The organism is Bradyrhizobium sp. AZCC 1610 (assembly GCF_036924515.1).
Taxonomy (GTDB): Bacteria; Pseudomonadota; Alphaproteobacteria; order Rhizobiales; family Xanthobacteraceae; genus Bradyrhizobium.
Map to the genome: position 1 here is coordinate 437,361 of NZ_JAZHRR010000001.1, position 25,334 is coordinate 462,694.

Annotated in this window: 21 protein-coding genes; 7 read left to right on the top strand and 14 right to left on the bottom strand. The window is 62.4% G+C overall.

What is annotated here, in order from left to right; translation table 11 throughout:
- The first annotated feature begins 534 nt into the window (after positions 1-534).
- A complete protein-coding gene (locus tag V1279_RS02165; RefSeq protein ID WP_334432001.1) occupies positions 535-1,356 on the top strand; it encodes a class I SAM-dependent methyltransferase in 822 nt (273 codons plus the stop codon).
- Between the two features lie 23 nt (positions 1,357-1,379).
- Here V1279_RS02165 and V1279_RS02170 read toward each other — a convergent pair whose 3' ends face one another.
- From V1279_RS02170 to V1279_RS02185, 4 genes are read right to left on the bottom strand one after another with little or no spacing between them, the layout of a single operon-like run.
- Positions 1,380-1,793: a hypothetical protein gene (locus V1279_RS02170; protein ID WP_334432003.1), complete on the bottom strand. Its 414-nt coding sequence runs from the start codon at positions 1,791-1,793 to the stop codon at positions 1,380-1,382.
- Positions 1,790-3,019, bottom strand: coding sequence for a glycosyltransferase family 4 protein (locus V1279_RS02175; protein WP_334432005.1), 1,230 nt, complete (start codon positions 3,017-3,019; stop codon positions 1,790-1,792). Before V1279_RS02175 ends, V1279_RS02170 begins: the two co-directional genes overlap by 4 nt.
- Entirely contained in the window at positions 2,982-4,259 is a 1,278-nt protein-coding gene (locus tag V1279_RS02180; RefSeq protein WP_334432007.1) for a glycosyltransferase family 4 protein, read from the bottom strand. The genes V1279_RS02175 and V1279_RS02180 overlap by 38 nt, the downstream gene beginning before the upstream one ends.
- The gene (locus tag V1279_RS02185; protein ID WP_334432009.1) at positions 4,256-5,050 is read right to left on the bottom strand and encodes a WecB/TagA/CpsF family glycosyltransferase; all 795 of its coding nucleotides are present in this window, start codon (positions 5,048-5,050) and stop codon (positions 4,256-4,258) included. Before V1279_RS02185 ends, V1279_RS02180 begins: the two co-directional genes overlap by 4 nt.
- Positions 5,051-5,253: 203 nt before the next feature.
- On the opposite strand from V1279_RS02185, the gene V1279_RS02190 reads away from it, so the two are divergent.
- Positions 5,254-6,354, top strand: a complete 1,101-nt coding sequence (locus V1279_RS02190; RefSeq protein WP_334432011.1) for an endo-1,4-beta-xylanase — start codon at positions 5,254-5,256, stop codon at positions 6,352-6,354.
- Positions 6,355-6,376: 22 nt separating this feature from the next.
- Here the strand turns inward: V1279_RS02190 and V1279_RS02195 are convergent, their stop codons facing one another.
- The 9 genes from V1279_RS02195 to V1279_RS02235 form a co-directional block, all read right to left on the bottom strand.
- On the bottom strand, positions 6,377-7,816 hold the full coding sequence (locus V1279_RS02195; protein ID WP_334432013.1) for a lipopolysaccharide biosynthesis protein: 1,440 nt from the start codon (positions 7,814-7,816) through the stop codon (positions 6,377-6,379).
- Between the two features lie 3 nt (positions 7,817-7,819).
- On the bottom strand, positions 7,820-8,875 hold the full coding sequence (locus V1279_RS02200; protein WP_334432015.1) for an acyltransferase: 1,056 nt from the start codon (positions 8,873-8,875) through the stop codon (positions 7,820-7,822).
- Complete coding sequence (locus V1279_RS02205; RefSeq protein WP_334432017.1) at positions 8,872-9,978, bottom strand: acyltransferase family protein; 1,107 nt, start codon at positions 9,976-9,978, stop codon at positions 8,872-8,874. The genes V1279_RS02200 and V1279_RS02205 overlap by 4 nt, the downstream gene beginning before the upstream one ends.
- Before the next feature lie 42 nt (positions 9,979-10,020).
- Positions 10,021-11,055: a glycosyltransferase gene (locus tag V1279_RS02210; RefSeq protein WP_334432019.1), complete on the bottom strand. Its 1,035-nt coding sequence runs from the start codon at positions 11,053-11,055 to the stop codon at positions 10,021-10,023.
- Positions 11,056-11,073: 18 nt separating this feature from the next.
- Entirely contained in the window at positions 11,074-12,468 is a 1,395-nt protein-coding gene (locus V1279_RS02215; RefSeq protein WP_334446159.1) for a VpsF family polysaccharide biosynthesis protein, read from the bottom strand.
- 2 nt (positions 12,469-12,470) lie between these two features.
- Positions 12,471-14,783 (bottom strand): AAA family ATPase, encoded by a 2,313-nt coding sequence (locus V1279_RS02220; protein ID WP_334432021.1) that lies wholly within the window; start codon positions 14,781-14,783, stop codon positions 12,471-12,473.
- Entirely contained in the window at positions 14,764-16,119 is a 1,356-nt protein-coding gene (locus V1279_RS02225) for an outer membrane beta-barrel protein (protein WP_334432023.1), read from the bottom strand. Before V1279_RS02225 ends, V1279_RS02220 begins: the two co-directional genes overlap by 20 nt.
- Before the next feature lie 363 nt (positions 16,120-16,482).
- Entirely contained in the window at positions 16,483-17,070 is a 588-nt protein-coding gene (locus tag V1279_RS02230; protein WP_334432025.1) for a polysaccharide biosynthesis/export family protein, read from the bottom strand.
- A 128-nt stretch (positions 17,071-17,198) separates the two neighbouring features.
- On the bottom strand, positions 17,199-17,924 hold the full coding sequence (locus V1279_RS02235) for a metallophosphoesterase family protein (protein ID WP_334432027.1): 726 nt from the start codon (positions 17,922-17,924) through the stop codon (positions 17,199-17,201).
- Between the two features lie 775 nt (positions 17,925-18,699).
- On the opposite strand from V1279_RS02235, the gene V1279_RS02240 reads away from it, so the two are divergent.
- The 5 genes from V1279_RS02240 (at position 18,700) to V1279_RS02260 (ending at position 24,267) form a co-directional block, all read left to right on the top strand.
- Positions 18,700-19,464: a sugar transferase gene (locus tag V1279_RS02240; RefSeq protein ID WP_334432029.1), complete on the top strand. Its 765-nt coding sequence runs from the start codon at positions 18,700-18,702 to the stop codon at positions 19,462-19,464.
- A gap of 35 nt (positions 19,465-19,499) precedes the next feature.
- The gene (locus V1279_RS02245) at positions 19,500-20,933 is read left to right on the top strand and encodes a mannose-1-phosphate guanylyltransferase/mannose-6-phosphate isomerase (protein ID WP_334446161.1); all 1,434 of its coding nucleotides are present in this window, start codon (positions 19,500-19,502) and stop codon (positions 20,931-20,933) included.
- Positions 20,934-21,020: 87 nt separating this feature from the next.
- Positions 21,021-21,809 (top strand): FkbM family methyltransferase, encoded by a 789-nt coding sequence (locus tag V1279_RS02250; protein ID WP_334432031.1) that lies wholly within the window; start codon positions 21,021-21,023, stop codon positions 21,807-21,809.
- A gap of 66 nt (positions 21,810-21,875) precedes the next feature.
- Positions 21,876-23,195 carry a UDP-glucose dehydrogenase family protein gene (locus V1279_RS02255; RefSeq protein ID WP_334432034.1) on the top strand — a complete coding sequence of 440 codons (1,320 nt, stop codon included), beginning with the start codon at positions 21,876-21,878 and terminating at the stop codon, positions 23,193-23,195.
- A 49-nt stretch (positions 23,196-23,244) separates the two neighbouring features.
- A complete protein-coding gene (locus V1279_RS02260; protein ID WP_334446163.1) occupies positions 23,245-24,267 on the top strand; it encodes an NAD-dependent epimerase in 1,023 nt (340 codons plus the stop codon).
- On the opposite strand, the gene V1279_RS02265 is transcribed toward V1279_RS02260, so the two are convergent.
- On the bottom strand, positions 24,264-25,316 hold the full coding sequence (locus V1279_RS02265; protein WP_334432036.1) for a helix-turn-helix domain-containing protein: 1,053 nt from the start codon (positions 25,314-25,316) through the stop codon (positions 24,264-24,266). The genes V1279_RS02260 and V1279_RS02265 overlap by 4 nt on opposite strands.
- Positions 25,317-25,334: the final 18 nt, after the last annotated feature.

The following is a 25,334-nucleotide window of genomic DNA, read 5'->3' on the forward strand; positions in this document are numbered from 1 at the left end:
TCCGTCACGCCGCCGGCGTGACGTCGCTGCCGGCGGATTATCTGCTCTTCACCTGATCGCGCGGGCGCGCCGCTTTAGGCCCGTTCGGGGCCGACGGTGACCACCATGACGCTGTCGACCTTAACCAGGAACATCATGGTGGGTTGCCGGCTGGAACGCGTTTTCGAGAAATCCTAAAATTTTTGCGAAACAGCAGGGCGGGTTTGTGCGTTGCATCCCTGCACGTCCTCACGTGGCGGCTTCCTGCGGCGTCCAAATTGCAATCTTCCGAATTGTTCCCGGCCACGCTTGTTGCGCCGTCGTTGCATTCGAAATAGCTTCGATTGCGAACCAAAAGCGGGGCAGGGCAGAAGAAATGACGTACGAGGTCCCTCTTTGCAGCTTTCTGCCGTCGATCGCTCGGTAGCGAATACGGAACCCGCGCACTGGAAAAAGCGTCTTCGCTGCCCTCGCTGTTCGTCGGCGCTGCGAAGCGTGTGGTCACAGCCGTCCTGCTCGAACCGTGCCTGCGATTACAGCAAGGCTGGGTTTCCCATGATCGGCGCGCAACCGGTGCTGATCGATTTTGCGGCCAGCATTTTTGAGCGCCGAATGTACGATGCCGAGAACGGCTCGGTGCTGCAGCGGGATGTCAGCCGCCGTTCCATGGGGTCGCGGCTGCATCGTTTTACCTTCGGGGGCAATCCCGTTGCGGTCTCCAACAGCATGAAGTTCATCGATCTGTTGAAGCGGGAATCGAGACGGCCGGTTGTGCTCGTGGTCGGCGGCGGCACGATCGGTTCGGGCGCGGAGGAACTCTACCGGGATGATTCCATCGAACTCGTCGGCACCGATGTCTACGCCTCGCCGCACACCGTGCTGGTGGCCGACGCCCACAGACTGCCGTTCGAAGATGGCGTGTTCGACGGCGTCTGGGTGCAGGCGGTGCTGGAACATGTGCTGGAACCCGCAACCGTCGTTGCCGAGCTGCATCGCGTGCTCCGGCTGGAGGGCCTGGTCTACGCAGAGACGCCGTTCATGCAGCAGGTGCATGAACGGGCCTACGACTTCTCGCGCTTCACGCAGAGCGGTCACCGCTGGCTGTTCAGGCGATTCTCCGAAATCAGCGCCGGGCCGGTCGGCGGCGCCGGCGTCGCGCTGGCATGGTCGATCCGCTATTTCTCGCGTGCGCTCGGCGCGGGCAACAAACTGTCGCGCCTGATCGTGCTGCCATTCTTCTGGATCAGGTATCTCGATGCATTCGGTCGCGGCCGGGCCGCGGCAGACGCCGCCAGCGGCTTCTTCTTTCTCGGCCGCAGGGCCGAGCAGGCGATGGATCCGCACGCCATGCCGGAATACTACAATCGGCAAAAGTGAGGTTTCGACAGGCGCGCGCTACTTTACGAAAGGCCCTTGATTTTCTTGCAAGGCGTCGACGAGGTCGACGACATCCGTGCGACGTCGGTTACGGAGCGAATGGAAAGCTTTTCCTTAGCCGTGATGAAGCGCAGTACGCCGTGCGGATGAGCGTCGCAGAACTGCGCCAGCGTGGCGGCCGTTGCGGCAACGGTGTCCTGTTTGGGGATTACGGCGATGCCGCCATCCCTCAGCATGTACGCGTCCTTCACGTTGGGCATGGCTGACGTCGCGACGCAGACCTTGAACAGGTCATTATAGGCCTGGGGCGTCAGGGTCAGATCTCCGCCGGGAGTGCCCAGCAAATACTCGCGGCTCTTGCGGCAGTTCTCGTTGTCCGCCCGCGCCGCACCGGTCGCGAGCGCCAGCAGCATCGCGGTCGCGACCATCTGCTTCATGCCACCGTTCCGATGGCGCGGCCCGCGGATGCCCGCTTGCCGGCGTAGGCCAGGCCATAGGTTGTCGCCGCGCAGCGTTCCCATGAAAGGGCGCGGGCTTGGGCGGATGCGCCCGCCGCGAGAATGGCGCGCAGGCCGCGATCTGCGGCGAGCTCGGCGATCGCCTGTGATATGCTTTCCACCGACGGCGGCACGAGAATTCCGGTCTCGTCGGCGAGCACGGCGTCCGGTACCCCGCCGACCTCGGTCGCGACGCTCGGCAGGCCGCCGGCCCCGGCCTCGAGATAGACCAGTCCAAATCCCTCCACCCGGCCGGTCGTGTCAGGCAGCCCCGTCAGGCAGAAGAAATCCGCAGCCGCGTAGAGATCGCGGATTGCCTCGTTCGGCTGCGGGCCGAGGAAACGAATGTCGCAGGCTGCCTGACCGGCTGCCCGTCGCAGTTCGCCGACATAGTCGGCTTCGCCGTCCGGGCCGATCACGAGCCACGTGATGCGATTGCGCAGTTCGTCCGGAAGCCGCGACAATGCGGCGAGCGTCAGGTGATGTCCTTTGCGGCGTGTGATCCGCGCCACCGTGATCATCACCAGCCGCTCTTCCGGCAGCCGATAGGCCAGGCGTACCTCGCGGCGTTTCCGTTGCGCGCCGAACCAGAATTCCGATACGCCGAGATTGATCGCGCTGATCCGGCGCGGGTCGACGGCAAACCGCTCGCGGAACAGCGTCTCGGTATAGCGGCTGTTGGCGACGACCTCCGTTCGCGGCCCGAACACACCGGCGCTGCGTATCGCCATGCGCTTCAGCCGCGTCTGCGTTTCGTTGATCTCGGTGCCATGCACCGTCATCAATACCCGCGCCGGCGTCCGCCATCTCGAAAGCGCGAGCGGAATGAAGAACGGCCAATCGGCGGCATGGACCACATCGTATCGATCGCCGCGGACGCCGCGGCGCGCCAGCATGATCTTGCGCGGCAGGTCGCGCATGGAGTGGAGGCCGCCGCTGTAGCGAACGACCTCGAAGGGCAGGGACCGGTCGTCGTCGTTCGTCTGTTGTGCGTAATCGGGCGCCACCACGGTAACCTTTGCGCCGAGCCGGCTGGCGGCCGCGGCGATTTCGCGGGCGTAGGTCCCAATGCCTCCCATCGCGGGAGCGAACTCGCTGGTCAATAGAAGGATGTTCAACCCGGCGCCCTCAATAGGTCGGCGCCGCGGCGGCAAGTCCGCGCGCATCCTGAATTTCCTGATGATAGCGGAACACCCGCGCGAGCTGGGTGCCTGGGGTGAACGACCTGATGCTGTCGGCGATCTGCACCGGATTCATCACACCCGCTTCGATCGCGGTCCTGATATCGACGAACCGCTGGACGAGCGTATCGGCCATGTCGTCGGGACTGCCGTCCCGCGCCACCAGATAACCGCTGACGCCAGGGCGGATCACGGGCTCGAGCTGCGGCAGGTGCATGGCGACGACGGGACGGCCCACCGCCAGGGTCTCGAGCACGCAACGCGGCATGCCTTCGAACTCGGATGTTAGGATTCCGGCATGTGCACTCGCCAGCGTCTCCGCCATTCCCGCGGCATCCTTGAAACCGTGGCGCACGGTGATGTCCTCGATGGCAGCGAATTCCTCGAACCGGTGCGGGTCGCTGGTGCCGATGTAGTGAAACCTGACATCGCCATTCAACCGCCGCCGCAGGCGATCGATCGTGCGAAACATCAGCGGCGGATCCTTGAACTCGTCGAGCCGGCCCGCGAACACGATCTGGAACGGTGACGAGTTCAACGGCCAGAGTTGCGGCTTGAAGATATCCGTATTGACCCACGTCCAGAGCGTGTCGATCTTGTCCTTGCGACGCGGATAGGTCTGTTGCAGCCGCTCGGTGATGAACGGATTGACGCAAAGGAATTTTTCGCTCATGGCGACGGCAAACCGCTCGCCGGTGTTGTGGACGAAGGCGTATTTGCGCAGCAGCGAATCCATCTGCAATTTCGGCGCGCCCTCGCCGTGAAGCATCTGCACGAATGGAAGCCGCAGGATCGCCGGCAGCCAGGAAAATTCAACCCGCCGCAGATCGACCGAACATCGCCTGGCGCGGATCAGCCTTGCGATCGGGCCGAAGTAACGGAGTAGCGCCATAAAGAATTGGCCGGTCAGCGAGGTACGGATCGTGCGGGCCGCTTCGCGCGCCTGCTGGTCCGAATAATGCAGGATGGGCAGGAAGTCGAAACCGCGGCCGCGGAATGTCAGCCGATGAAGCTTTCCCAGCTCCAGATCGCCGATCGAGTCGACGCCGATAAAGAGGATGTCGGTGTCAACAGGATGAAACGTAATGAAGTCGCGGATGTAGGTTTCGAGGCCGCCGACCTTTTCGCCGCGCGGATCGAACGGATGGATCAGGCAGATCTGATAGCGCGGCTTGATACGGCTGGTGTTTCGCGCCCGCAGCGCCAGGGTCAATGTTGAAGTCATGCGGCTTTCCTCATGCGTGCCTGGACGATTTGCGGAATGGTTCGCGCAACGAGACGCGGAACCACGCTCATGCATCTGACGTAGCGGGGGCCGAGCCGCCGTGGCTCGCGCAGCATGCGCCACGCCCATTCCAGGCCGGTTCTGCGCGCGATGGACGGTGCACGGCTCTGCGTGCCGGCGATGAAATCGAGCGCGGCCCCGATGCATAACATGCCGGTTCCATTCAGCTCGTCGAGGCATCGCGCCGCGAACAGTTCCTGCCGTGGCGCGCCCAGCGCGACGAAGCAGAGCCTGGCGCCCGAGGCGCGAATAGCTTCGATCGCAGCGTCGGCTTCACTGGAATAGGGATCAAATCCCGGCCCCGGCGCAAGGCACCCCGCGATCTGCAATCCCCTGAATCGTTCCGACAGACGCCGCGCCGTCACGTCCAGCGTGAGGTCGTTCGCACCCAACAGAAAGACCGGGAGTCCTTTCTTTCGCGCCTCCGCACAGACGGGTTCGACAAGATCGGCGCCGGTCGTGCGCTCGACTCGTGTGCCCATGAGACGGCTCAGCACGACGATCGGGAACCCGTCGGCCGTGACAAATCGGGCACGGCGATAGGCGGCGCGAAAGTTGGCGTGTTGCTGCAACTGGACAACGTGATCGAGATTGAGCGTGCAGACGCTGAAGTTGTCGCCTTGTTGCGCAACCGACACGATCGAGGAGACCGCTTCCGGAAGCGAGGGAACATTGATGGTGATGCCATCGACAGTGAGGCTCGGCTGCAACGATATTGGCGGTTCCGACATGTCGATCCCCTGATGATGATTTGATCGAGAGACGCATTTACGCTGGACTATCGACATGCCCGTCGCTCGCGGCGGGAACTGCGTGCCGAAAATTTCTCGACCGGCATCGTCACGAAATCGAACTAATGCGACGCAACGATGGCGATGTCGCATTGCGAACAACGAGACGTGGCGACGAATCATTCACATGATGGAGATCAGCTATGCAGCAGTGGTCGAGGCGAAATGCGCTCGCTCTCATCGCAGGCGCAAGTGTTGCGTCGTACGAGAACAGAGTATTCGCCGCGCAGCCCGCGCAGAGTCTCGGCGCCATCGCAGCTCGCAACGGGATCGTGTTCGGCGCGGCTGCGGGTCCGGTGATCGACAAGGATCATGCCTATCGCGAGCTCTATCAGACGCAGACGCGTATCGTTACGACTGACATTGCGATGAAGATGGGAACCATCGCGCCGCAGCCGGGCCCCAAGCGGTTCGAAAGCGCGGACCGTCTGCTGCAATTCTGTGCAAGCAACAACATTCCGATGCGGGGCCATTGCCTGATCTGGAACGAATGGGTTCCACAATGGATCAGGAACATGAGCGGCGTCGAACGCGAGAGGTTCTTCGATTCCTATATCGAGGAAGTGGCTGCCCGTTATGTCGGCAAGCTGCACTCATGGGACGTCGTCAACGAGCCGTTCTGGCCCGGGCACAAGGCGCCCGGCGGTTACAGGCTCGGTCCATGGTACGACACGTTCGGCACGGGGTATGTTCGCCGCGCCTTCGAGCGCGTGGCGATGGTCGACCGGAAGACCAAACTGGTTCTCAACGAAGCACAGAGCGAGCGCGACGACGACGTCGGCCTCGCGGTTCGCCGCGGCTTGCTGCAACTGGTCGACGAATTGAAGCACGCCGGCGTGCCGTTGCACGCTGTCGGATTGCAAAGCCACCTGCAGCCTCGGTACCCGCACGACCCCGGACGTTTCTCCGAATTCCTTCACGCGCTCGCCGGACGTGGTGTCGATATCTATCTGACCGAGTTCGACGTGCGCGACGACACGTTTCCAGATGACATCGCGGCACGCGATGCCATGATCGCCGATACGGCCGAGAAGTTTCTGAGCAACGCGCTGCGCAATCCGGCGGTCAAAGTAGTGATTGCCTGGGAACTGGCCGACAACTACTCGTTCTATACCGATGCGGCGAAGAAGAAGGATCCGCTCGCGCAACGGCTGCCTCGGCCGCTGCCGTTCGATTCGTCGATGCAGAAGAAGCCGCTCTGGTTCGCGATGGCGCGCGCGTTCGAGAATTCCAGGAAGTCGTAGGCGGCGATCGTACCTGATATGCTCATGCCCCCGAATGTTGGGGGCGTGGGCGGAGCATTCGCAGCAGCGTCGGTGCGTAGAGCAGGGCGAGCGCTCCGAAATAGGCGGCGGCGCCCGCCGCTACATGTGCCGCCAACACCGCAATGGTGCGGGCTTCCGGGAAGATCCGCAGCAGTGCCGCCATCGCAATCGTGGCCAATGCGATGCGCACGAGATGGCCGACCGGAAGGCGCAGGCCAAACCGCGTAAACCCGATCGAGAAACTGACGATGGCGGCGGCCAGCGCCGCCAGCACGGTTGCGCCGGCGACGCCGGCTAGTCCCCAGCGCGGCAGGAACAGAGCGCTCAACACCACGGTCATCGACGCGTCGATCGCTGCGATGGCCATCATCCAGCGCGTGCGGTTTTGCAGGAGAAACACCTGATCGCCGAAATGGGCGCGCAGGTTGCGAATAGCGCCGGCAAGCGTAGAGAGTGGCAGGATGGCGAGCGTCACCGCCTGGAACGGCGCTGCGATCAAGAGATGCACGATCTCCGTTCTCAGCATGAATATGCCGGCGAGGCTCGGCGCCAGGATCGCGACAAGCAGCGCGCTGTTGGCGGCAAGCTGGCGCATGCCGGCCTGGCTGCCCTCCTGTTCCATGCTCTTTACCGCAAGCGGAAACGCGGCGGCCGTCACCAGCATGGCCGCGACCGCCGCGGCGCGTTGGCCGAGTCCGTAACCCACCGCGAAGAGTCCGGCTGCGGCCACTCCCGACATTTGGTTGACGATGAAGCGCGACGCATTGAGGCCGACCCAGCCGAGCGCACCGCCGACAATCAGTGGAATGCCGTAGCGCAGCGCGTGCACGACGATCTCGCGGTCGACCGGCCAAAGGCTGTATCCACCGCGGATTCGCGGCAGAACGATCAGCACGGCGATCAACTGCGCCATCGCATAGCCGGCAAGTGGCCATTCTGCCGATTTGCCGAATAGTCCGATCAACGCCAGCCCGGCGACAAATCCGACTGACGGACCGAACACCTGCTGGATCGTGTAGACCCGGATCTGCTGCTGCGCGCGGGCGCGCTCGCCGATGTAGAGGTTGAGAGAACGGGTCATCACATAGGCGACGGTGGCAACGAGAAGGCCCGCTCTGGCGCCGGGCGCGATGACCAGAAGCAGAATTCCGATGACGGTCGCGCTCTGCAACGCAACGGATACCAGCAAGACCGCGTTTTCGGTGCGATAGAAGCGAGGCGCGTCGTTGGCGTCCTGGTAGCGTCCGAGGAAACGCAGCGCATATTGCGACCACCAGGCGAGAAAGCCGATCTGCAGCAATTCGTGCGTGGCCGTGATCAGCGTGATGATGCCGAGCGTGTGCTCATCGACGACATGCGTCCAAACGATCATCGCCAGAAGCTGGAACAGCGGTCCGACGAATTGCGCGGGCAGATAGAGCAGGGTGTGTTTTAAGAGCATTGCTCAGGCCCCCAGCCAGCGGCAGAGTCGAGGGGAGGCCAGTTGCCGGACAGCCAGCAGCGCGGCGGCGCTGACGAGGACGGTCAAGCCGCAGCAAACGGCAAAGCTGGCAACGCCGCCGAGCTGGCGCAGCGATGTGTGATCGCGCAGCGCCATGACGACGAAGATGTGCCAGAGATAGATGAAATAGCTGCCCGAGCCGATCCATCCAAGCAGCGGCGAGCCCGGCTGGATGACGAACAGTGCAATGCAGAACAGGGCTGCATAGAGGAAGAAGGCGATCGAATCGTAGGTGGCGGCGTCGCCAAGGCCGAGAATGCGCACGACGGCATAGATCAGGTAGGCCGCCAGCATGGCGCCAAGCAGCGCGCGGCGCATGCCCTGATCGCTCAGATCTGCGAACATCGCGGTCAGCGCGCCGAGCGCGACAAACGAGAACCAGAACGGAATGTCGCGCATGCGGACTTCGTCGAGCAATGCGTCCGAGGCACCCAGCCTGGAGATGGCCGAGTCGAGATAACTGCCGGCAAGCAGACCGCAGCCGATCGAAAGCGCAAGGAGAAGAGCGATCCGCTTGTCTGCGCCCGGCTTCCTGGCATCGCCAACCGCAAAGACGAGCCATAGACCGAGCGTGCAGCAGACATAGACGAAGACGTAATAGTAGACGAAGACGTATCCGAGAGCGAACCGGGCAAGCATCGTGCCGATGCGATGGTCCATCGCCGGATTGTGCAGGGCCATGTAGGCATAGGCGGCGGCGAACGCGATCGCGTAGGGGATCAGAGCGGCCTTCAACCGCTTCGCGAGTGGCACGCGGCCGGAAAGCGCCGTCAGATATCCTGATACGAACAGGAAGACCGGCACGCACGGCCGCAGCGCCGCGTCGAGGGATTTTGCCCAGATGGCATCGAGCGGCTGCGGCAGCGAATGGATTCCGATCACCATCAGGATGGCGATGCCGCGCATGGCGTCGACGACGCCGTCGCGGCTTCTGGCCGGCGCCTGCGCGACGCTCAGGGATGTCGGATTCGCCGCTATGCGCTCCACGACCGTCGTCATGTGCTCTCCTGCCGTGAGATCGCAGGAGACGGTGCGGGCCTGATAGCGCGGCGGTCGTAAGCCTCGGTCAGATATCGCCGCAGCGGCGTTTCGAACGTGCGCAGCGAGACGACACTCGCGAATGCAAGGACGATGATCGCCACCGGCGCGAGGACTAGCCGTTCATACGGCGACAGGGAAAGCAGCCGCGATCCGAAGGTGATGATGACCGTCGCAACCGGAATATGCAGCATGTAACAGGAGTAGGTCAGCGGTGACCAGCGATCGAATCGGAGCCGCGACAGCAGCGTTTCACGGCCCGCGCAGTCTGCCTGAACGGCAAGCATCGCGATGGCGTAGACCGCGATCAGGGCGGTCATCGTCGGCAGCAGGGAGCCCAGCACGATAAACGCCGCCAGCGATGCGGCCAGCGCGCCGGGAATCGCGGGCCAACGCGCGATCTGGTCGCGAAACAGATAGCAGGCCATGCCGAGGTTGAAGGCAGGCAGCGCCCTGAAGCCGCCGCCCTGGTTGATCCAGTCGGCCCATGGCGTCGTCGCAGCCGCCTCGGCCCAGACAGAGTTGGCGAGCGCGGTGATGGCCACGAGCGCAATGACCGCCTCCTTACGGCGTTGTGCGATCAGCGCGACGAGCGGGAAAAGCAGATAGCAGAACATCTCCGCCGACAGCGACCAGCTCGGGAAGTTGAACGTCAAGCGCTCGCCGATGAAGGCGTGAAGCAGCAGGAACTGCGCAGGAAGGTCGGAAAGCGGGTAACGGGCCGGGTTGTCGGTTCGGGCGGCGCCGAAGTGCAGCGCGCCGGCAAGCGCTACGTAGAAGGCGAGCGTGGCGAGATGCAGCGGATAGATGCGGGCGAGGCGACGCCAGAGAAAGCGGCCGATCGATGCGGCATCGTTGACGCGGCCGAAATATTGACGGGCAATGACAAAGCCGGAGACCACAAAGAACAGATCGACGAACAGATTGAAGTGCCAGGTGTGAGCGACCATGAAGCGGCCGATCGTCACGTCCTTGAAGTAATCGGAGTAGTGAAGGATCACCACGGCGCTGGCCGCAATGATCCGCAACCCGTCCTGATGCCTTGTGGTGCTGGTGTCATTCAAGGCTGCGGTACTCCGGACTCGAATTTCCTGGAACGGCGAGTGTCAGGCGGCGAGACGGGCGATCAGGCTGATAACCGCTTCGCGGTCGCCGCGCGCCAGATCGTTCCAGCGCGCCAGATTCCGCACCGCCATCGCCACGTACCGGGCGCGCCAGTCCTCGTTCGACAGGGCAGCCGCGATCCGCGCGGCCGCAGACGCGGGATCGGCGGTATCGACGTGGATGCCGGACTCGCCGAGCACCTCGCGGAAAATGGCGGCATCCGGGGCGATGATCGGAAGGCCGGCGTATTGCGCCTCCAGCAGCGGCAATCCCAGGCCTTCGTCATGGGAGGTGCAGATGAAGAGGTCGGCGGCGTCAAGCAACTGATTGACCCGGTCGGCGGACTGATATCCGTGCAGCGTAACGCCCGGCTGGCTCTCCAACGCTTGCCAGTCGTCGCCCCATCCTGGTCTACCGACGATGTCCAGCGTCGCTTCCGGAAATCCGTGCATGCGCAACGCGTCGAGGATTTTTGCCGCCGCTCTGAAATTCTTGCGCGGTTCCACCGTGCCGAGCGCGATCAGCCGAAGTGGCTTGGGCTGTGCGCTCCGTTCGGTGCGCGCGTCGAGATCCAGGCTAAACACGTTGCGGACCGAAGGCCGATAGAGTGTCACCTCGGCATCGGGCCGGCAATGTGCGGCAAGTTTGCGCCTGGTATCGCCGGAATTTGCCAGAAAGCGCGGGTAGTGGCGCAACGCGAGCATGAAGGGTCCGGCCATGTAAAGTCGGGCCCGCATGTTGAGCTCGGCGCGCCGCGTGATCAGGAAATCATCGTGGATATAGGGCAGCACCCGCGATGCGAACGGCCGCAGCAGTGGGCTGGGCGGAAAGCCGGGACACAGCAGGATGGAGGACGAAGCGGCAAGCCGCATCGGCAGTCCCAGCGTCTGCGTCGTCAGCATCTGGCGAAGACCTTGCGCCTTCACCGGCACGACATCGAGCGGCGCAAGCGCGGCCTCGGAGAATAGCTCCAGCGTGATGCGCTCAAGACCGGTTACGTGACGTCCGAGATGGGTGTTGTCGACATAGATGGTCATGCGAAAGGGAATCCCGAGTTATGCCGGAACGGACCGGTAGCTGACAGGCGGGCGGACTTGCGAGGGCACGGCAACGCGCCGCGGCTCGCGCGGCAGCAAGACCGAAATGAGGATCACGAACTGCGCGAGCTGAATGTTCTTCGACGAGAAGCTCACCGAACTGGCGGCGATGATGACGATCAGCAGCACGATGGCCCATGCCGCCCGGCTCGAACGGCGCAGCAATTCGACGAAGAAGCAGACCAGTCCGACCGTCATCAGGACGGTGTGGACGAGGCCGAACTGGACGACGGAGGCAATCCAGAAGTTTTCGATGCCGTAGTTGAGGCCGAGCTGCGACTGCAGCGCATTCACCCGAACCGGGTTGGGGCCGAGGATCAGTTCATACCAATCGAAGTGCGAGAGCAGGCTGAAGGTGGCGAAGCGCGCCAGCGTGCTGCCCTTGTCGGAGGAGAAGCGCAGCAGCATCTTGTCGAAAATGCCGAGGTCGAGCGCGGCGAAGACGATGGCGCCTGCAGCAAACAGCACACAGATGGCGAGAATTGCCGCGGGAAGCGGCATTCGCCGTCCCTGCATCAGGCGGAATGCCTCAAAGCCGCCGACCAGCCCGATCATCGCCAGCACCGTGACCAGCGACGTTCGGCCGCCAAAGGCCATCAGCGATCCCAGAGAGAGCGCGATCAGCGGCAGCCGCACCAGGAGTGGCGGACAAATCGCCGGACGAAGCACCAGCGCCAGCACGTAGGCGCCGACGATGCCGGATGCCGTGAGCGGATGGCCCAGCAGCGCCGCGGAGCGCCATTCTCCCATCACCACGACGTCACCGAGTGTCAACGGGATCATCCGGTGGCCGGAGAAATACTCGTAATAGCCGAGCACGACGTTCAGGAGGATTGTGAAATGAATGGCCCAGACCAGCGGGCGTTTTTGCGACGGTGACAACTGCCACATCACCATCGCGATCAGGATCGGCAACAGAAACGTGTCGATGATGACCGTGAACGGGCGTTCGAGCACGACCACCTGGATCAGAAGGAACAGCCAGCAGAGCAGATAGGCCAGCAGCAGCTTCGATTCGGAAAACATCCGGTTGATCTCACCGACGGGGCCGTGGCTGCGTATCAACAGGAGAGAGAATGCGAGCAACGTGAAGTAGGTTGCCGGGTGCAGCTTTTCGAGAAAATTGCCGCCCGCCGTCAAATAGTGAATTTTCCAGTTGGTCAGAACGGAGGACGAGAGCGTGAATGTTGCAATCACGGCCAGCAGTAACAGGCCGGCCGCGATCCGTTCGATGAACGCGTCGGCATTCGCAGCGCGCCTATATGCATGGGAGTCCGGCCGCGGCGCCGGTGACGCAAGGGGGCGACGACGCAGCTGTGCGACGCCGGCTGGTTCGGTCACCGGTCCGCGCATTCTCACCGCGCCGCTCCTGCATGGAGGCTCGCGGCGCCGTATGGCTTGAGATAGGCGGAGCTGCGGTAATAGTCATAGAACTGCAGGCGGCTGAGATCGACGCGGGTCAGCACCGTGCCCATGATCCGGTCGCGGACCGGGGACAGCAGGTCCATGGCATGGGACAGCACTTCACCCGGAGTCTGGTCCCAGGCCAGCGCCAGAATGATGCGATCGGCCAGTTCAGCGAGCGCGCGGCCATCGACTAGGGGCACCAGCGGCGGCGAGTCGATCACGATCAATTCGTAGCGGTGGCGGAAGTAATCGAGCACGTCGACGATCCGATCGGAGAACATCAGCTCCGTGATGTATTCGACCTGCTTGATCGCGGTGGACGGCAGAATCGAAAGCCCGGTGCTGGGATCGACAAGAATGGCGCGCTCCGGCGAGGTCTGGCCGATCGCGACTTCCAAAAGTCCGGCATCGGCCCGCGGACAGAGTGCGCGGGTCACTTGCGGGTTGCGGAGATCGCCATCGATGAGGAGCGTTCGGATGCCGAGCATGGCCAGCGACTGCGCCAGGTTGATCGCAAGCGTCGTCTTGCCCTCGCTGTCGAGCGCGGAGGTGACCTGTACGACCTTCACCGGCTGCGATCGCATCGTCCGTTGCAGGGCGAGGCGAACGGAACGGATCGCTTCCGCGAAGAATGTACCGGGTTCGTCGATCGCGTAACGCGTCAAGGGCGGCTGCAGCGCCGCCGGCAGAAGTTTCGTGGTCTTCGGGTCGTAGCGGCCGAGTTCGTTGCGTCCGCGCCGGGCGAGGCCGGCGAGCTCGCGCGCACTGATCAAGGGAACCGCGGCAAGGGCGGGCACGCCCGCAATGGCTTCGGCGCGTTCGATCGTCTTCACACGGTCGTCGAGATAGTCGGCAAGAAATGCCAGCACGCTGCCCGCGCCGAGGCCGAGCATCACGGCGAGGCCCAGGATCAGCATGGTCTTGGGCGATGACGGCCTGATCGGAATGCTGGCCTTGGTCACGATCCGGGAATCCGGCATCTCCAGGCTCTCTTGCGCCGTCGTTTCCTTGGAGCGCGCCAGATAGGATTCATACTGTGTGCGGTTGGCCTCGGCCTCGCGCTGCAACTCGCGCAAGCGCACCTGCGCCTGGCTTGACGAAGTGGACACGCCTTGAAGCTGGTCGAGGCTTTGCAGCAGCGACGCTTCGCGCGAACGCGAGACGTCGTAGTCGTGCTTGGTACTCTCCAGTATTCGCCGGATTTCCTCGTTGATCAGCCTCTGGGTGTCGCGCCGTTGCGCCCGGACGTTGGCGACGAGAGGATGACGCGCGCCATATTTGCTCGACAGGTCGGCTTCGTTCTTGGCGATGTCGGCGAACTGGGTACGCAGCTTCGTGATCATTTCGGAGGAAATCGCCGCATTGATGCCGCCGGGATCGCCGCCCGATTTCGCGATGTCCTGGACCTGCTCATACTTTGCCCGCGCCTCCGCCGTTTGCACGCGCGCGGCGATCAGCTTGTTGTTGAGGTCGGTGATCTGCTGGTCATTGAGGGTTACGCCCTGGGACACCATCAGATTATTGGCGGAACGATAATCCTCGACCGCCTTTTCGGAGGCGACGACCTTCGACTTCAACTCGTCGATCTGACCGTTGAGCCAATTCGCGGCAATGCGCGTGGCATCGTATTTGGTGCGAACCTGCTCGTCGAAATACGCGTCGGCAATCGCGTTGGCGATGGTTGCGGCTTTCTGCGGCGATTCCGAATTAACGGCGATGTCGACGAGGAAGGTAGTGCCCTGCCGCGTCACTTTCATCCGCTTCTGAAGGATCTCCACCGATCGCGACTTGGCGGCGTCCTCGGGGCTGGCGCCGTCGCTTGGCCCGCTGCTGCGGAACAGCCGCTTGATCGGATCGAGGAGGCCGGGCTTTGGCTGGAATTCCGCATCTTCCGTCAGCTTCAGCTTGCCGACGACGCGCACCAGTATCGCGACCGACTGGATCAGCAGCGTCTGGCTTTCGATGGTCGCATCGTCGGTGCCGAAGTTCGACAGCACGGACTGGTTGGTCTCGACGACGTTGGCGCGGCGCGGATCGACCAGCACGGTCGATGTCGCTGTATAGAGAGTGGTGGTGGACAGCAGGTAGATCACCGCCAGCCCAAGGAGGATTAAGGCCGGCAGTACCGCCATCTTGTAGCGGCGGCGCAGAATGCGGCCCATCTCGCGCAAATCGACGGTCGGATACTGCCAGCTTTCGGCCGGGCGGCCGACAGGCTCGTCGGGGATCACATAGGGCAGGTCAGAATTGCGCTGTAACATTCATGCCTACCAGGTGTTTGTCGAAGCTGAAGGTGGAGACGTCACTCTCGCGCTTGGTGTAGCGGTAGTAGGCGGACACGGCCGCGAAGCGGTTGACGAGGTATTTGACGCGCGTGTCTGACGTCAGCACGTTGTCCTTGCGGAGCTGGCCGAAAAACTTGTCGTTCTCGTAGCCGCCCGCGAGTGACACGATGACGTTGCGCCGCAGTTCGTAGTCGAGGCCGAGTTGCACCGCGTTCGCGAGCACGCCGGTGGCACTGGTGTCGGTGGTCTGCGTCACGAGCTGCTCGGCATTGACGTGCACGTCGAGCAGGCGCGTTGGCCGCCATGTCAGCCGCGCGCGGTAGGAGGGGCCTTCGATGGTGCCGATCGAAGGATCGTCGAAACGCTGCTGCACGTAGCCGGCGCCGAATTCGCCGGTAACCAGATTGCTTAAGCCGATCGTGATGCCGGACAGTGCGCGATACCCTTGCGAGTCCAGGGTATGGCCCGGCGTTCCCCGGATGTCGCGCTGATTGCCTTCCACGCCGCCGAACCAGCCGAGGGTGGAAGAGATCGCATAGTCGATCCGGCTGTGCAGCGCGTAGATCTGTCCGTCGCGGGCGTCCTGGTTGATGACGCTGCCGTCCTGCGCGCGCGTCGATCCGTAGTCGTAGGAATCGGTACGGAAGCCGACCGATGTCGTCAGCCGGTTGAATTCCTTGCGCAGCGTGACGTCGCCGGACATCAGATTGTATGGCGTCGGCGATATGGCGTTGGCGGGGGAAGTGAGCGTGCCGACGCCTTCGTTCAGATGCGCGATCTGAAAGCTGCCCAGCAGCATCGTGTCTTTCGTGATGTCCAGCCAGCCATTGCCCTTCAGGCTGGCATTGGTCTGGTTCAGGCTCGAAAACTGGCTATAGGCCGTCGACTGCGCATCCAGCTTCAGATCGACGCCATGCCGCCCCCATAGCGAATGCGCGCGCAGCGTCGGCTCGATCACGGCCGCGATATCGGAACGCGGCGCGGTGTTCGACGCAAAGACGTTGCTGTCATAAAAAGTGCCGGCGGTCAGCGACGGATTGAACATCCAGGAGCCGGAACGAATGCCGATGGGTTCATAGCCGGGCTGTTGTCGCTTCTTCACCGGCATGTCCTCGGGCGGTATCTCTTCGCGGCTTTCCGGGTCGGTCCGGTCCGGCAGCGACGACGGTTCGAAGATCTTCTGCGCGTTCCAGGGTGATGCGAATTCCCCGCTGGTCCACGGAATGGCCTGTGCATTCGCCGACGATCCAAGACCCAGCAGGATTGCAACCGCCGGGACGGGCAACAGGCTGAAGCGGCGTCGGCGGGGCACGCGTATGGAGCGGGATCGTTCTCCGCTTCCTTCGGATGCATTGAGCGATGCAAGTGCAAACTCCGATCCCATCACCCATCCCTTGCGGGAATGCGAAGGCGGCGAACACTTAACGGGCGAAGCCCATCGCTCAGAAAATGATCGTCGACTGCGCATAGGAAAGGCAGGCCTCTACTCGGTACGCGGGCGCAAGGTTTTTGAATTGTGAGATTGAAGTGATGCGCTCGCTTGCAACGCGCCTTGCCGGAAAAAGTTTTCCTCGCGTCGCAAAATATTTTGCATCGCAAAATGCTGTGACGACAACGCAACACACACGTCGTCATCTGCGCGAGCGGCATTCACCTCATCTGCGGTCCCGCGACGCTAGAAGTAGCGTTCCGGAATCCGAATGTTGTCGCCCGGATAAACCGGAACAGGAGCATCGAGAGGCAAGGTCTCCTCTGTACCGGCGCCTGCCCGGCGCAGATGGACCTTGTTCTCATTGGCGCGATACGTGAACCCGCCGGCGCTTGCGACCGCGTCCATGACCGTCAGCCCATTGCGATACGGGTATTCGCCGCTCTTCTTGACTTCGCCAAGAATGTAATAGGGGCGATACTGCGCGATCTCGACGTTCACGCGCGGATCGCGGACGATTCCCTTTGCGAGCGCGGATGCGATCGACTTTTCGAGCTGCCGCGTCGTGGCACCTGCAGCCCTTATATGGCCCGCGAGTGGAATCGAAACTTGACCGCCATTGCTGATTTCATATTCGCCGGTGATGTCGGGCTCACCGTAGACCTTCAGCCTGATTCGGTCGTTCGGGCCAAGAATGTAACCCTCCGCAGATGATGCGGATGGCGGTGTCTGTGCTGAAGCATGAATCGAAAGACCGGCACTGATGCCGGCGATCGCAAGGACGAAAAGAAGAAGGTTAAGCGTCAGGCCGGCGCTGGACGACCGTAGCTGCATGGCTGCATCTCCGTGAGTGCATGTAACAGCCGCCGATCATAAAGAAGCAAAAAAGGCGAAAGAATGTGAGGCGTGAGTTCCGTGTGCCCAAGATGCGCGCAGGTCGGTCACAACTCGTTGCACGACTGTCACAAGAACAGGATCGTCGATCCTTCGATTGCGATGCAGGTCAGCGTTCCCGTTCGCCACGCACAGGTGTCGATGTTGATTCGGTTGGGGCGAATCTCCGGATGCGGAACCGGCGTGTGACCGTGCACGACGAATCGTTCGTGACTCCGCGTGGAGTCGAGGAACTCGTTCCGAATCCAGATCAGATCGTTAACATCCTGTTGCGCGATCGGGATTTCCGGTCGAATGCCGGCGTGCACGAACAAGAAATCGCCGCAGCTGAACTGATTGTGCAAACACTGCATGAACAGTTCGTGTGCACGCGGAAACGCGTCGAGAAAGCGGAGACGCAGGTCAGAGGCCGTCTCGGTCTCGTCGTGCAGCTCGATGCCATAAGATGCCAGCGTCTGCATGCCGCCCAATGGCAGCCAGTACTGCAGGATGGCGGGGTCCTGAAGGAACCCTTCCATCACAGCTTCGTGGTTGCCGCGCAGACACACCGCGCGATTGGCAACGAGCCGGACTGCGAGCAAATCGATCACCGTCCTGGAGTGCGGTCCGCGATCGATGTAGTCGCCGAGATAGACTTCGACCGTATGTGCGATCGGCCTGCGTCGGATGTCGTCGTCGATGCGCGCGGTGATCTCGCTCAACAGGTCGGCCCGGCCGTGGATGTCACCGACCGCATAGATGCGCGTATCGGTCGGCGCCGAAGCGTTAACGGAGCGCGAAGGTGCCGCGGACATTTGTTGCATGGTGTGCGATGTCGATCATGGAACCGGGTGGCGGTCAATCCATGCAACAGGCCGAAGTGAGGTGTCTAGAATGAGAGCAGGCGAATCAGGATGACGATCGCAACCCACGCTATCGCGTTTGCGATGATGATTCGGTTCCTGAGCCTGCGGTCAGGCGACGATCTCGGCAATCTGTCGTGTTGCACCAGCGCGCGGCTATGCAGACGTTCGGCCATCATGGGCGCCTCCCCGGAATTGTTCCGTGAAGTGGACGGCTCGCGAATCGCTGCCGTCTCTGTTTTCTTCCGAAGCCTTGCGATGTTAGCACCAGCCTTGTGCGCCTCGATCACTCCGTCGTCAGGCTGTGGCAGATCGCTTTAGCGTTCGATGAACAATCTCGTTCAAATCAACGACGTGACCGCCATTTGTTGCCATCGCCGCGACGCTGAGTTTGTTCAGTTGAATGTCGAGAATCGAACAGCGGAATTTGTTCCGCGATTTTCGATTATGCATGGCAGCGTCGAGTCACACGCAGATCATTAACCGGGCAAATCGCAACTAAGCGTCTCCGAACAAAACGGAATATCGCGTCGCACAAATCTCGTTAACGATTCAGTTACGACGTCACGCGCGACATTTTCGCTTTTGCGCCAAATTTCGCTCAAGATTCTGGAAAGTCTTAGCGACCGCGAAGAGCTGACGTTCGCTGCTGCGGAATCGTCACGCTCTGTCCGAGCAACTCGAACATCCCTCGGGTCACAGTCCGGTTCCAGCAGAGAGGAGAGTCATGGCCTCGATCGTGACAGCCAACTTCGATCGGAACAACGTCACGCCGATTCGGAGGGAGCGTACCGAGATATCGGTCCGTCCTGTCGAGTTTGCCGGCGGCGGTACGTATGGTGCGTATCGACGCCGCCGGCGTTCGCGCCGCATCGCGCGGACTGAACCGTCGTCATCGATTGCAAAGCGCATCTTCGATATCGCCGCGGCAAGCGGCGCATTGCTGTTTTTCGCACCTCTCCTGATCGCGATTGCGGTGGCGATAAAGGCGACGTCGCCGGGCCCGGTGCTGTTCTTTCAGTATCGCTACGGCTATCGAAACCGCCGCTTCAAGATCTACAAGTTCCGCACCATGCGCAACGATGCCGGCGATGTGCGCGGCGTAACGCAGACGGTGCAGGGCGACGCGCGCGTGACGCCTGTGGGGCGAATTCTGCGCAAGACCAGCCTCGACGAAATTCCGCAACTGATCAACGTGATCAAGGGCGACATGTCGCTGGTCGGGCCCCGGCCGCATGTGCCGGGAATGCTGGCGGCGGATCTGCCCTACGAAGACCTCGTGCCATACTATTTTCAACGTCATACGGCGCGGCCGGGCATTACCGGGCTCGCGCAGGTCAGCGGCTGCCGAGGAAGCACGGCCCAGTCCGGGCCGGCGATTTCGCGGATCGATTACGATCTCCACTACATCGAAAGATGGTCGCTGCGCTTGGACATCATGATCATCATCCGCACGATCCGCAAAGAGTTCCTGTCGGGAAGCGGATTCTGACCAACGTCAACACATCGAAGGACCATGCCATGGCGATGATCGAGCCGCACGGCCGTATCGTACCCGTTCTCCTGTCGGGCGGCGCCGGCTCGCGGCTGTGGCCGTTGTCACGCGAGACCTATCCCAAGCAATTGCTTTCGCTGCTCGGCGAAAACACCTTGCTGCAGCAAACCGCGCTGCGGGTCGACGATCGCTCGCTGTTTGCTGAACCGATGGTGATCGCAAACGCCGAGCATCGCTTCGCGATCGGCGAGCAGCTGCGCGCGGTCGGCGTCGATCGTCCAACCATCGTGCTCGAACCGTTCGGAAGGAATACCGCTCCCGCCGTCGCGGTTGCTGCGCTGCTCGCCAGCGAGAGCGATCCCGACGCCGTGATACTGGCGATGCCGGTCGATCACTGGGTGCGCGATCACGCCGCGTTTCGCGCCGCCATATCGACGGGCGTCACGGCAGCGCGCTACGGTCGATTCGTCCTGTTCGGCGTTCGGCCTTTATCGGCGGCGACCGGGTTTGGCTATATCCGGATGGGCGTCGAACTGGAAGCCGCTTCCCCGATTCGCAACGTTGCAAGCTTCGTCGAGAAGCCGGATCTGGTGACGGTGGAGCGCCTGCTGGCCTGCGACGAGCATGTCTGGAACAGCGGGATATTCTTGCTGCCGGCCCGCCAGTTCATCGACGAATTGGCGCATCGGGCGCCGGAGGTGCTTGCCGCCTGCCGCAAGGCGCTGACCGGCGCAACGCGCGATCTCGATTTTCTCCGCCTCGACGAGCGCGCTTTCGAAGCCTGCCCGTCCATCTCGATGGACTACGCGATCATGGAAAAGACCGACAATGCGGTGGTCGTTCCCGCCACGTTCGACTGGAGCGATGTCGGAAGCTGGTCGGCCTTGTGGTCGATGGCGGAAAAGGATCCGTCGGGGAATGTGGTGATTGGCGATGCCGTGATGGAAGACACCTCGGGCTGCTATGTCCGCGGCGACGGGCAACTGGTCGCAGCACTCGGGGTCGAGGATCTCGTCATCGCCACTTCGCCTGACGTGGTGCTGGTGACCAGCCGGAAGCGTGACCAGGATGTCGGAAAATTGGTCGAGCGTCTGAAGGCAAACGGCCATCGGTCGGCGACCCAGACCCACAGCGTCCATCGCCCTTGGGGCTACTATCAGTCGATCCATGCCGGCGAGCGGTTTCAGGTCAAGCGAATTACCGTCAATCCCGGCGCCAAGCTGTCGCTGCAGAAACATTATCATCGCGCCGAACATTGGGTCGTGGTGAACGGCACCGCGATCGTCACGCGCGACGACGAGGAGATCCTGCTGCGCGAGAACGAGTCGATCTTCGTGCCCCTGGGATGCATGCATCGTCTGGAGAATCCCGGAAAGGTTCCCCTCAATCTGATCGAGGTCCAGTCCGGTTCCTATCTCGGGGAGGACGACATCGTCCGGGTTCAGGATATCTATGACCGCGTCTGAGGTGCGGCCGGGTGGGAGGCAGCACCCGCATCGAGGACGACGTACGTCGCAGCGAAGGCTGTGTGTGCGACACCAAGGGAGGCAGCGATGAACGCAAAGCAACAGGTCAAGGAACTGGTGAAGGATGCGTTTCCCTCGGTATGGCTGCAATGGCATTTCATGAAGCGCCCCAAATCGGCGGAGCGGGAGCTGTCCTATCTCGACAAGGTGATTCCCGATGACGCGGTGACGGTGGACGTCGGCGCCAATTGCGGCCTGTACACGCGGCGGCTGGCGCGCCTTTCCAGGCAGGTTCACGCCTTCGAGCCTTCGCAGCAGATGGCGAGGCTGCTGCGCCGAACCTCGGCGCGGAATGTGAGTGTCCACGAGATCGCACTGTCGGATCATGACGGCGATGCCGAGTTATACATCCCGCAAGGCGACGACGGCCTGGTCTATGGCCTGGCCTCGCTGGAGGCGCGAACCGATTCATCGGCCAGGTTAGTCTCTACCCATGTGCCGATCGCGCGGCTCGACGCGGTCATCAATCAGGATGTGGCGTTCGTGAAGATCGACGTCGAAGGCCACGAGTTGAACGTCCTGAACGGCGCCGTCGAACTTCTGGAGCGTTGCCAGCCGGTATTTTTGGTGGAGGCGGAAGACCGCCATCGCGCCGAGGCGACGCGCTCGGTGTTCGAATTCTTCCGGAGTAAATCCTATCGGGGGTTCTTCCTTAAGGACAGCGAGGTGATCGGCGTCGAACAGTTCGATTCCCGCAGGCTCCAGGATGCCGGTGCGCTGCGACCGGACGGCGGACGCAAGGACGGACGGTTCTACGTCAACAATTTCTTTTTCTTTCCCCGTCATCTCGACGGTGAATCGATACTGAGCAGCTAGCCCGTCGTTTCACCTTTTATCTCCGTCGGCGCAGGGCCGCGCGCGGCTTTTCAGACAGGAACCGTAATGCATATAGCGATGATTGGCGCCGGCTATGTCGGGCTGGTGTCAGGGGCGTGTTTTTCCGATTTCGGGCATCAGGTCGTCTGTATCGATAGCAACGCCGAGAAAGTTGCCAGCCTCAACAACGGAGAGATGCCGATTCACGAACCCGGACTTGCCGAACTGGTGGCGCGAAATGTCGGCCAGGGCCGCCTGTCATTTGCGAGCGATCTGAAGTCGGCCGTGCGCGAAGCGGAGGTGGTGTTCATCGCGGTCGGCACGCCGTCGCGCCGCGGCGATGGTCACGCCGATCTTTCCTATGTCTATGCGGCGGCGCGCGAGATCGCGGGCGCGCTCCCGGAACGGGCAGTGGTGGTTACCAAGTCGACGGTTCCGGTCGGGACCGGCGACGAGGTCGAGCGCATCATCCGCGAAGAGAACCCGACAGCCACGGTTGCCGTCGTCTCGAATCCCGAGTTCTTGCGCGAAGGGGCGGCGATCCGCGACTTCAAGCATCCCGACCGGATCGTGATCGGAACGGATGACGCGCGCGCCCGCAGCGTGATGGCCGAAGTGTACCGGCCGCTTCACCTCAACGCGTCGCCGATCCTCTATACCGACCGCCGCACCGCGGAGCTGACGAAATATGCCGCCAACTCCTTCCTCGCCACCAAGATTGCGTTCATCAACGAGATTGCCGACCTTGCAGAAAAGGTCGGCGCCGATGTGCAGGAAGTCGCACGCGGGATCGGCCTCGACAACCGGATCGGTCAGAAATTCCTGCACGCAGGCCCGGGCTTCGGCGGATCCTGCTTTCCAAAGGATGCGATGGCGCTGATCAAGACCGGCCAGGACAATGAATCGCCGGTGCGGATCGTGGAGACGGTGGTCGCCGTCAACGACCAGCGCAAGCGGGCGATGGCGCGCAAGGTCGCGAATGCATTCGGCGGCAATATCCGCGGAAAATCGATTGCGGTTCTCGGCGTCACCTTCAAGCCCGATACCGACGATATGCGCGACGCGCCATCGATTCCGCTGATCACGGCGCTGCAGGACATGGGAGCCGAGGTTCGCGTTTTCGATCCCGTCGGCATGGAGCAGGCGAAGAAGGTGTTCGAGAACGTCACCTTCAGCGAGAACGCCTACCGTTGCGCCAAGGGATGCCACGCGCTCGTCATCGTCACGGAATGGGAGCAGTTCCGGGCGCTCGATCTCAAGGAATTGTCCACCATCATGGCCTGCCCCGTCATCGTCGATCTGCGCAACATCTACTCTCCGGAGGAGGTGGAGCGGAACGGCTTTCTGTACTGCGGCGTTGGTCGGCCGAAATCGGTGGCGTACTGACACGCATGCGCCGCCATGACATCGGCTGGTTAAGGATACACGGATGATAATGCCGGATCAGGCAATTCTGGTAACGGGGGCCGCGGGCTTCATCGGATTCCACGTGGCGCAGCGGTTGCTGCAGTCCGGCCACCGCGTCGTCGGGATCGACAATCTCAATGGATATTATGATCCGCGGCTGAAGGCGGCCCGGCTCGATATCCTCCGCAACGACCCGCGCTTCCAGTTCGAAAAGCTTGATGTGGCGGATCGCGTTGCGATACCGGGGCTGTTCGCGCGATATCGGTTTCCTGTCGTCATCCATCTGGCCGCGCAAGCGGGCGTGCGATACTCGCTGCAGGATCCGCACGCCTATGTCGACGCCAATCTGGTCGGCTTCGCCAATGTCCTGGAGGGATGCCGGCACAATGGCTGCCGTCATCTGTTGTTCGCATCCTCGTCGTCCGTCTACGGGGCCAACCGGAAGCTGCCGTTCTCGGTGCATGACAACGTGGATCACCCGATCAGCCTTTATGCCGCGAGCAAGAAGGCCAACGAGTTGATGGCGCATTCGTACAGTCATCTTTACGGGATCCCGTGCACCGGCTTGCGGTTCTTCACGGTGTATGGCCCCTGGTATCGGCCCGACATGGCGCTGTTCGTGTTTGCGGACGCGATCGTCCGCGGCAACCCGGTCAAGTTGTTCAACGGCGGCCGGATGCTGCGCGACTTCACCTATGTTGACGATGTAACCGAAGCCCTGGTCCGCCTGATCGACCGCCCGCCGCAGGTTGGGCAGGCTGGGCTGGGCGGAATTCAGGACCCGGGATCGAGCATCGCCCCCTGGCGCATCTATAATGTCGGCAACAACAAGCCGCAGGAATTGATGCTCGTGCTCGGTCTCCTCGAGCAGGAGCTGGGGCGCAAGGCCAACAAGGAAATGCTGCCGATGCAGCCGGGCGACGTGCCGACGACCTATGCCGATGTCGATGATCTCGTGCGTGACGTGGACTTCCGCCCGGCGACCCCGATCGAGGACGGCATCCACAGGTTCGCTAGCTGGTATCGCAGCTATTGTGAGGCGGCGGCTTAATCCGAAGCGGTTCGCTGCTCCGGCGGGCCTGAGCGAAAGTCCCGTGGCGTGGCGCCAAATCGGTCCTTGAACGTGCGCGTGGCATGGGCGGCATCGGCAAAGCCGCATTGATGCGCAAGTCTGGCGATCGAAATGTTTGCCAGCGAGGGCCGCCGCAGCAGGTCTTTGAACAATTCGACGCGCAGATGAAGGACGTGGCGTTCGAACGTGGTCTCGCGGTCGGCGAAGATACGATGAAAGGTCCGTTCCGAAATGCCGAACTCGGCGGCAAGCGCCGGCGCCGACCGAACGTTACTGATATTTGTCCTCAGATAGCCGTCGATCAGGTGAAACAGATCCGGCCGGGTGAGCTGATGGCTGCCGCCCAAGGCAATGCGCAGCAGGGCGGACAGATAGGCTGTGATGTCAGGCCCGGAACGCGTTTCAGGCGCGCTCGGCACAGAGATTGCCGCACGCACCAAAGCCGCAATTGAGCGTGCAACCGCGCCCGACAGCGGCACAGGCTTGGCGCATAATCGCTCCGCGTCGGGGACGGCCCGCAGCAGGGCCGCGGCGGGCACGGTTGCGATCAGCACTTCGGCGCGTTGTTCGGGGCCGAACAGCCGATCCTCGAACGGACGCCGCGCGTCGTAGAGCACGCCATATCCCGGATTGATCGTGCCTTCGTTGCCGGCTTGCACCATCGCGCTGCACCCGCGGCGCTGGAAATCGAACATGAATTCGTCGGAGCCGGCCCGGCTCACGAGCCTGGCATCGCGGGTATAGCATTGTGGGCTGCTGTCGAAGCGGACGAGCTTGGCGTCGCCGATCTCGACGAACTCGAAGTGGCCGCTGACCACGGTCGAGCCGAGCGGCTTGGTTTCAATATTGGCGAATGACCGGCAGATCGCCTCGGTCCAGAAGGCCTGGCGCTCCGTCGGGCGGATCGGGTCGGTGGAGACGCTGATCGGCATCGTGCGAACAAGATCCGGTTTGTGGTCCCCCAGCGTCGCCCAGGACCGGTGGCTCTGGCAAGGGCCGAACCGGCCGAAGGTGGCAGGTTCATTCAAGACACGGCGGCTCGGGCC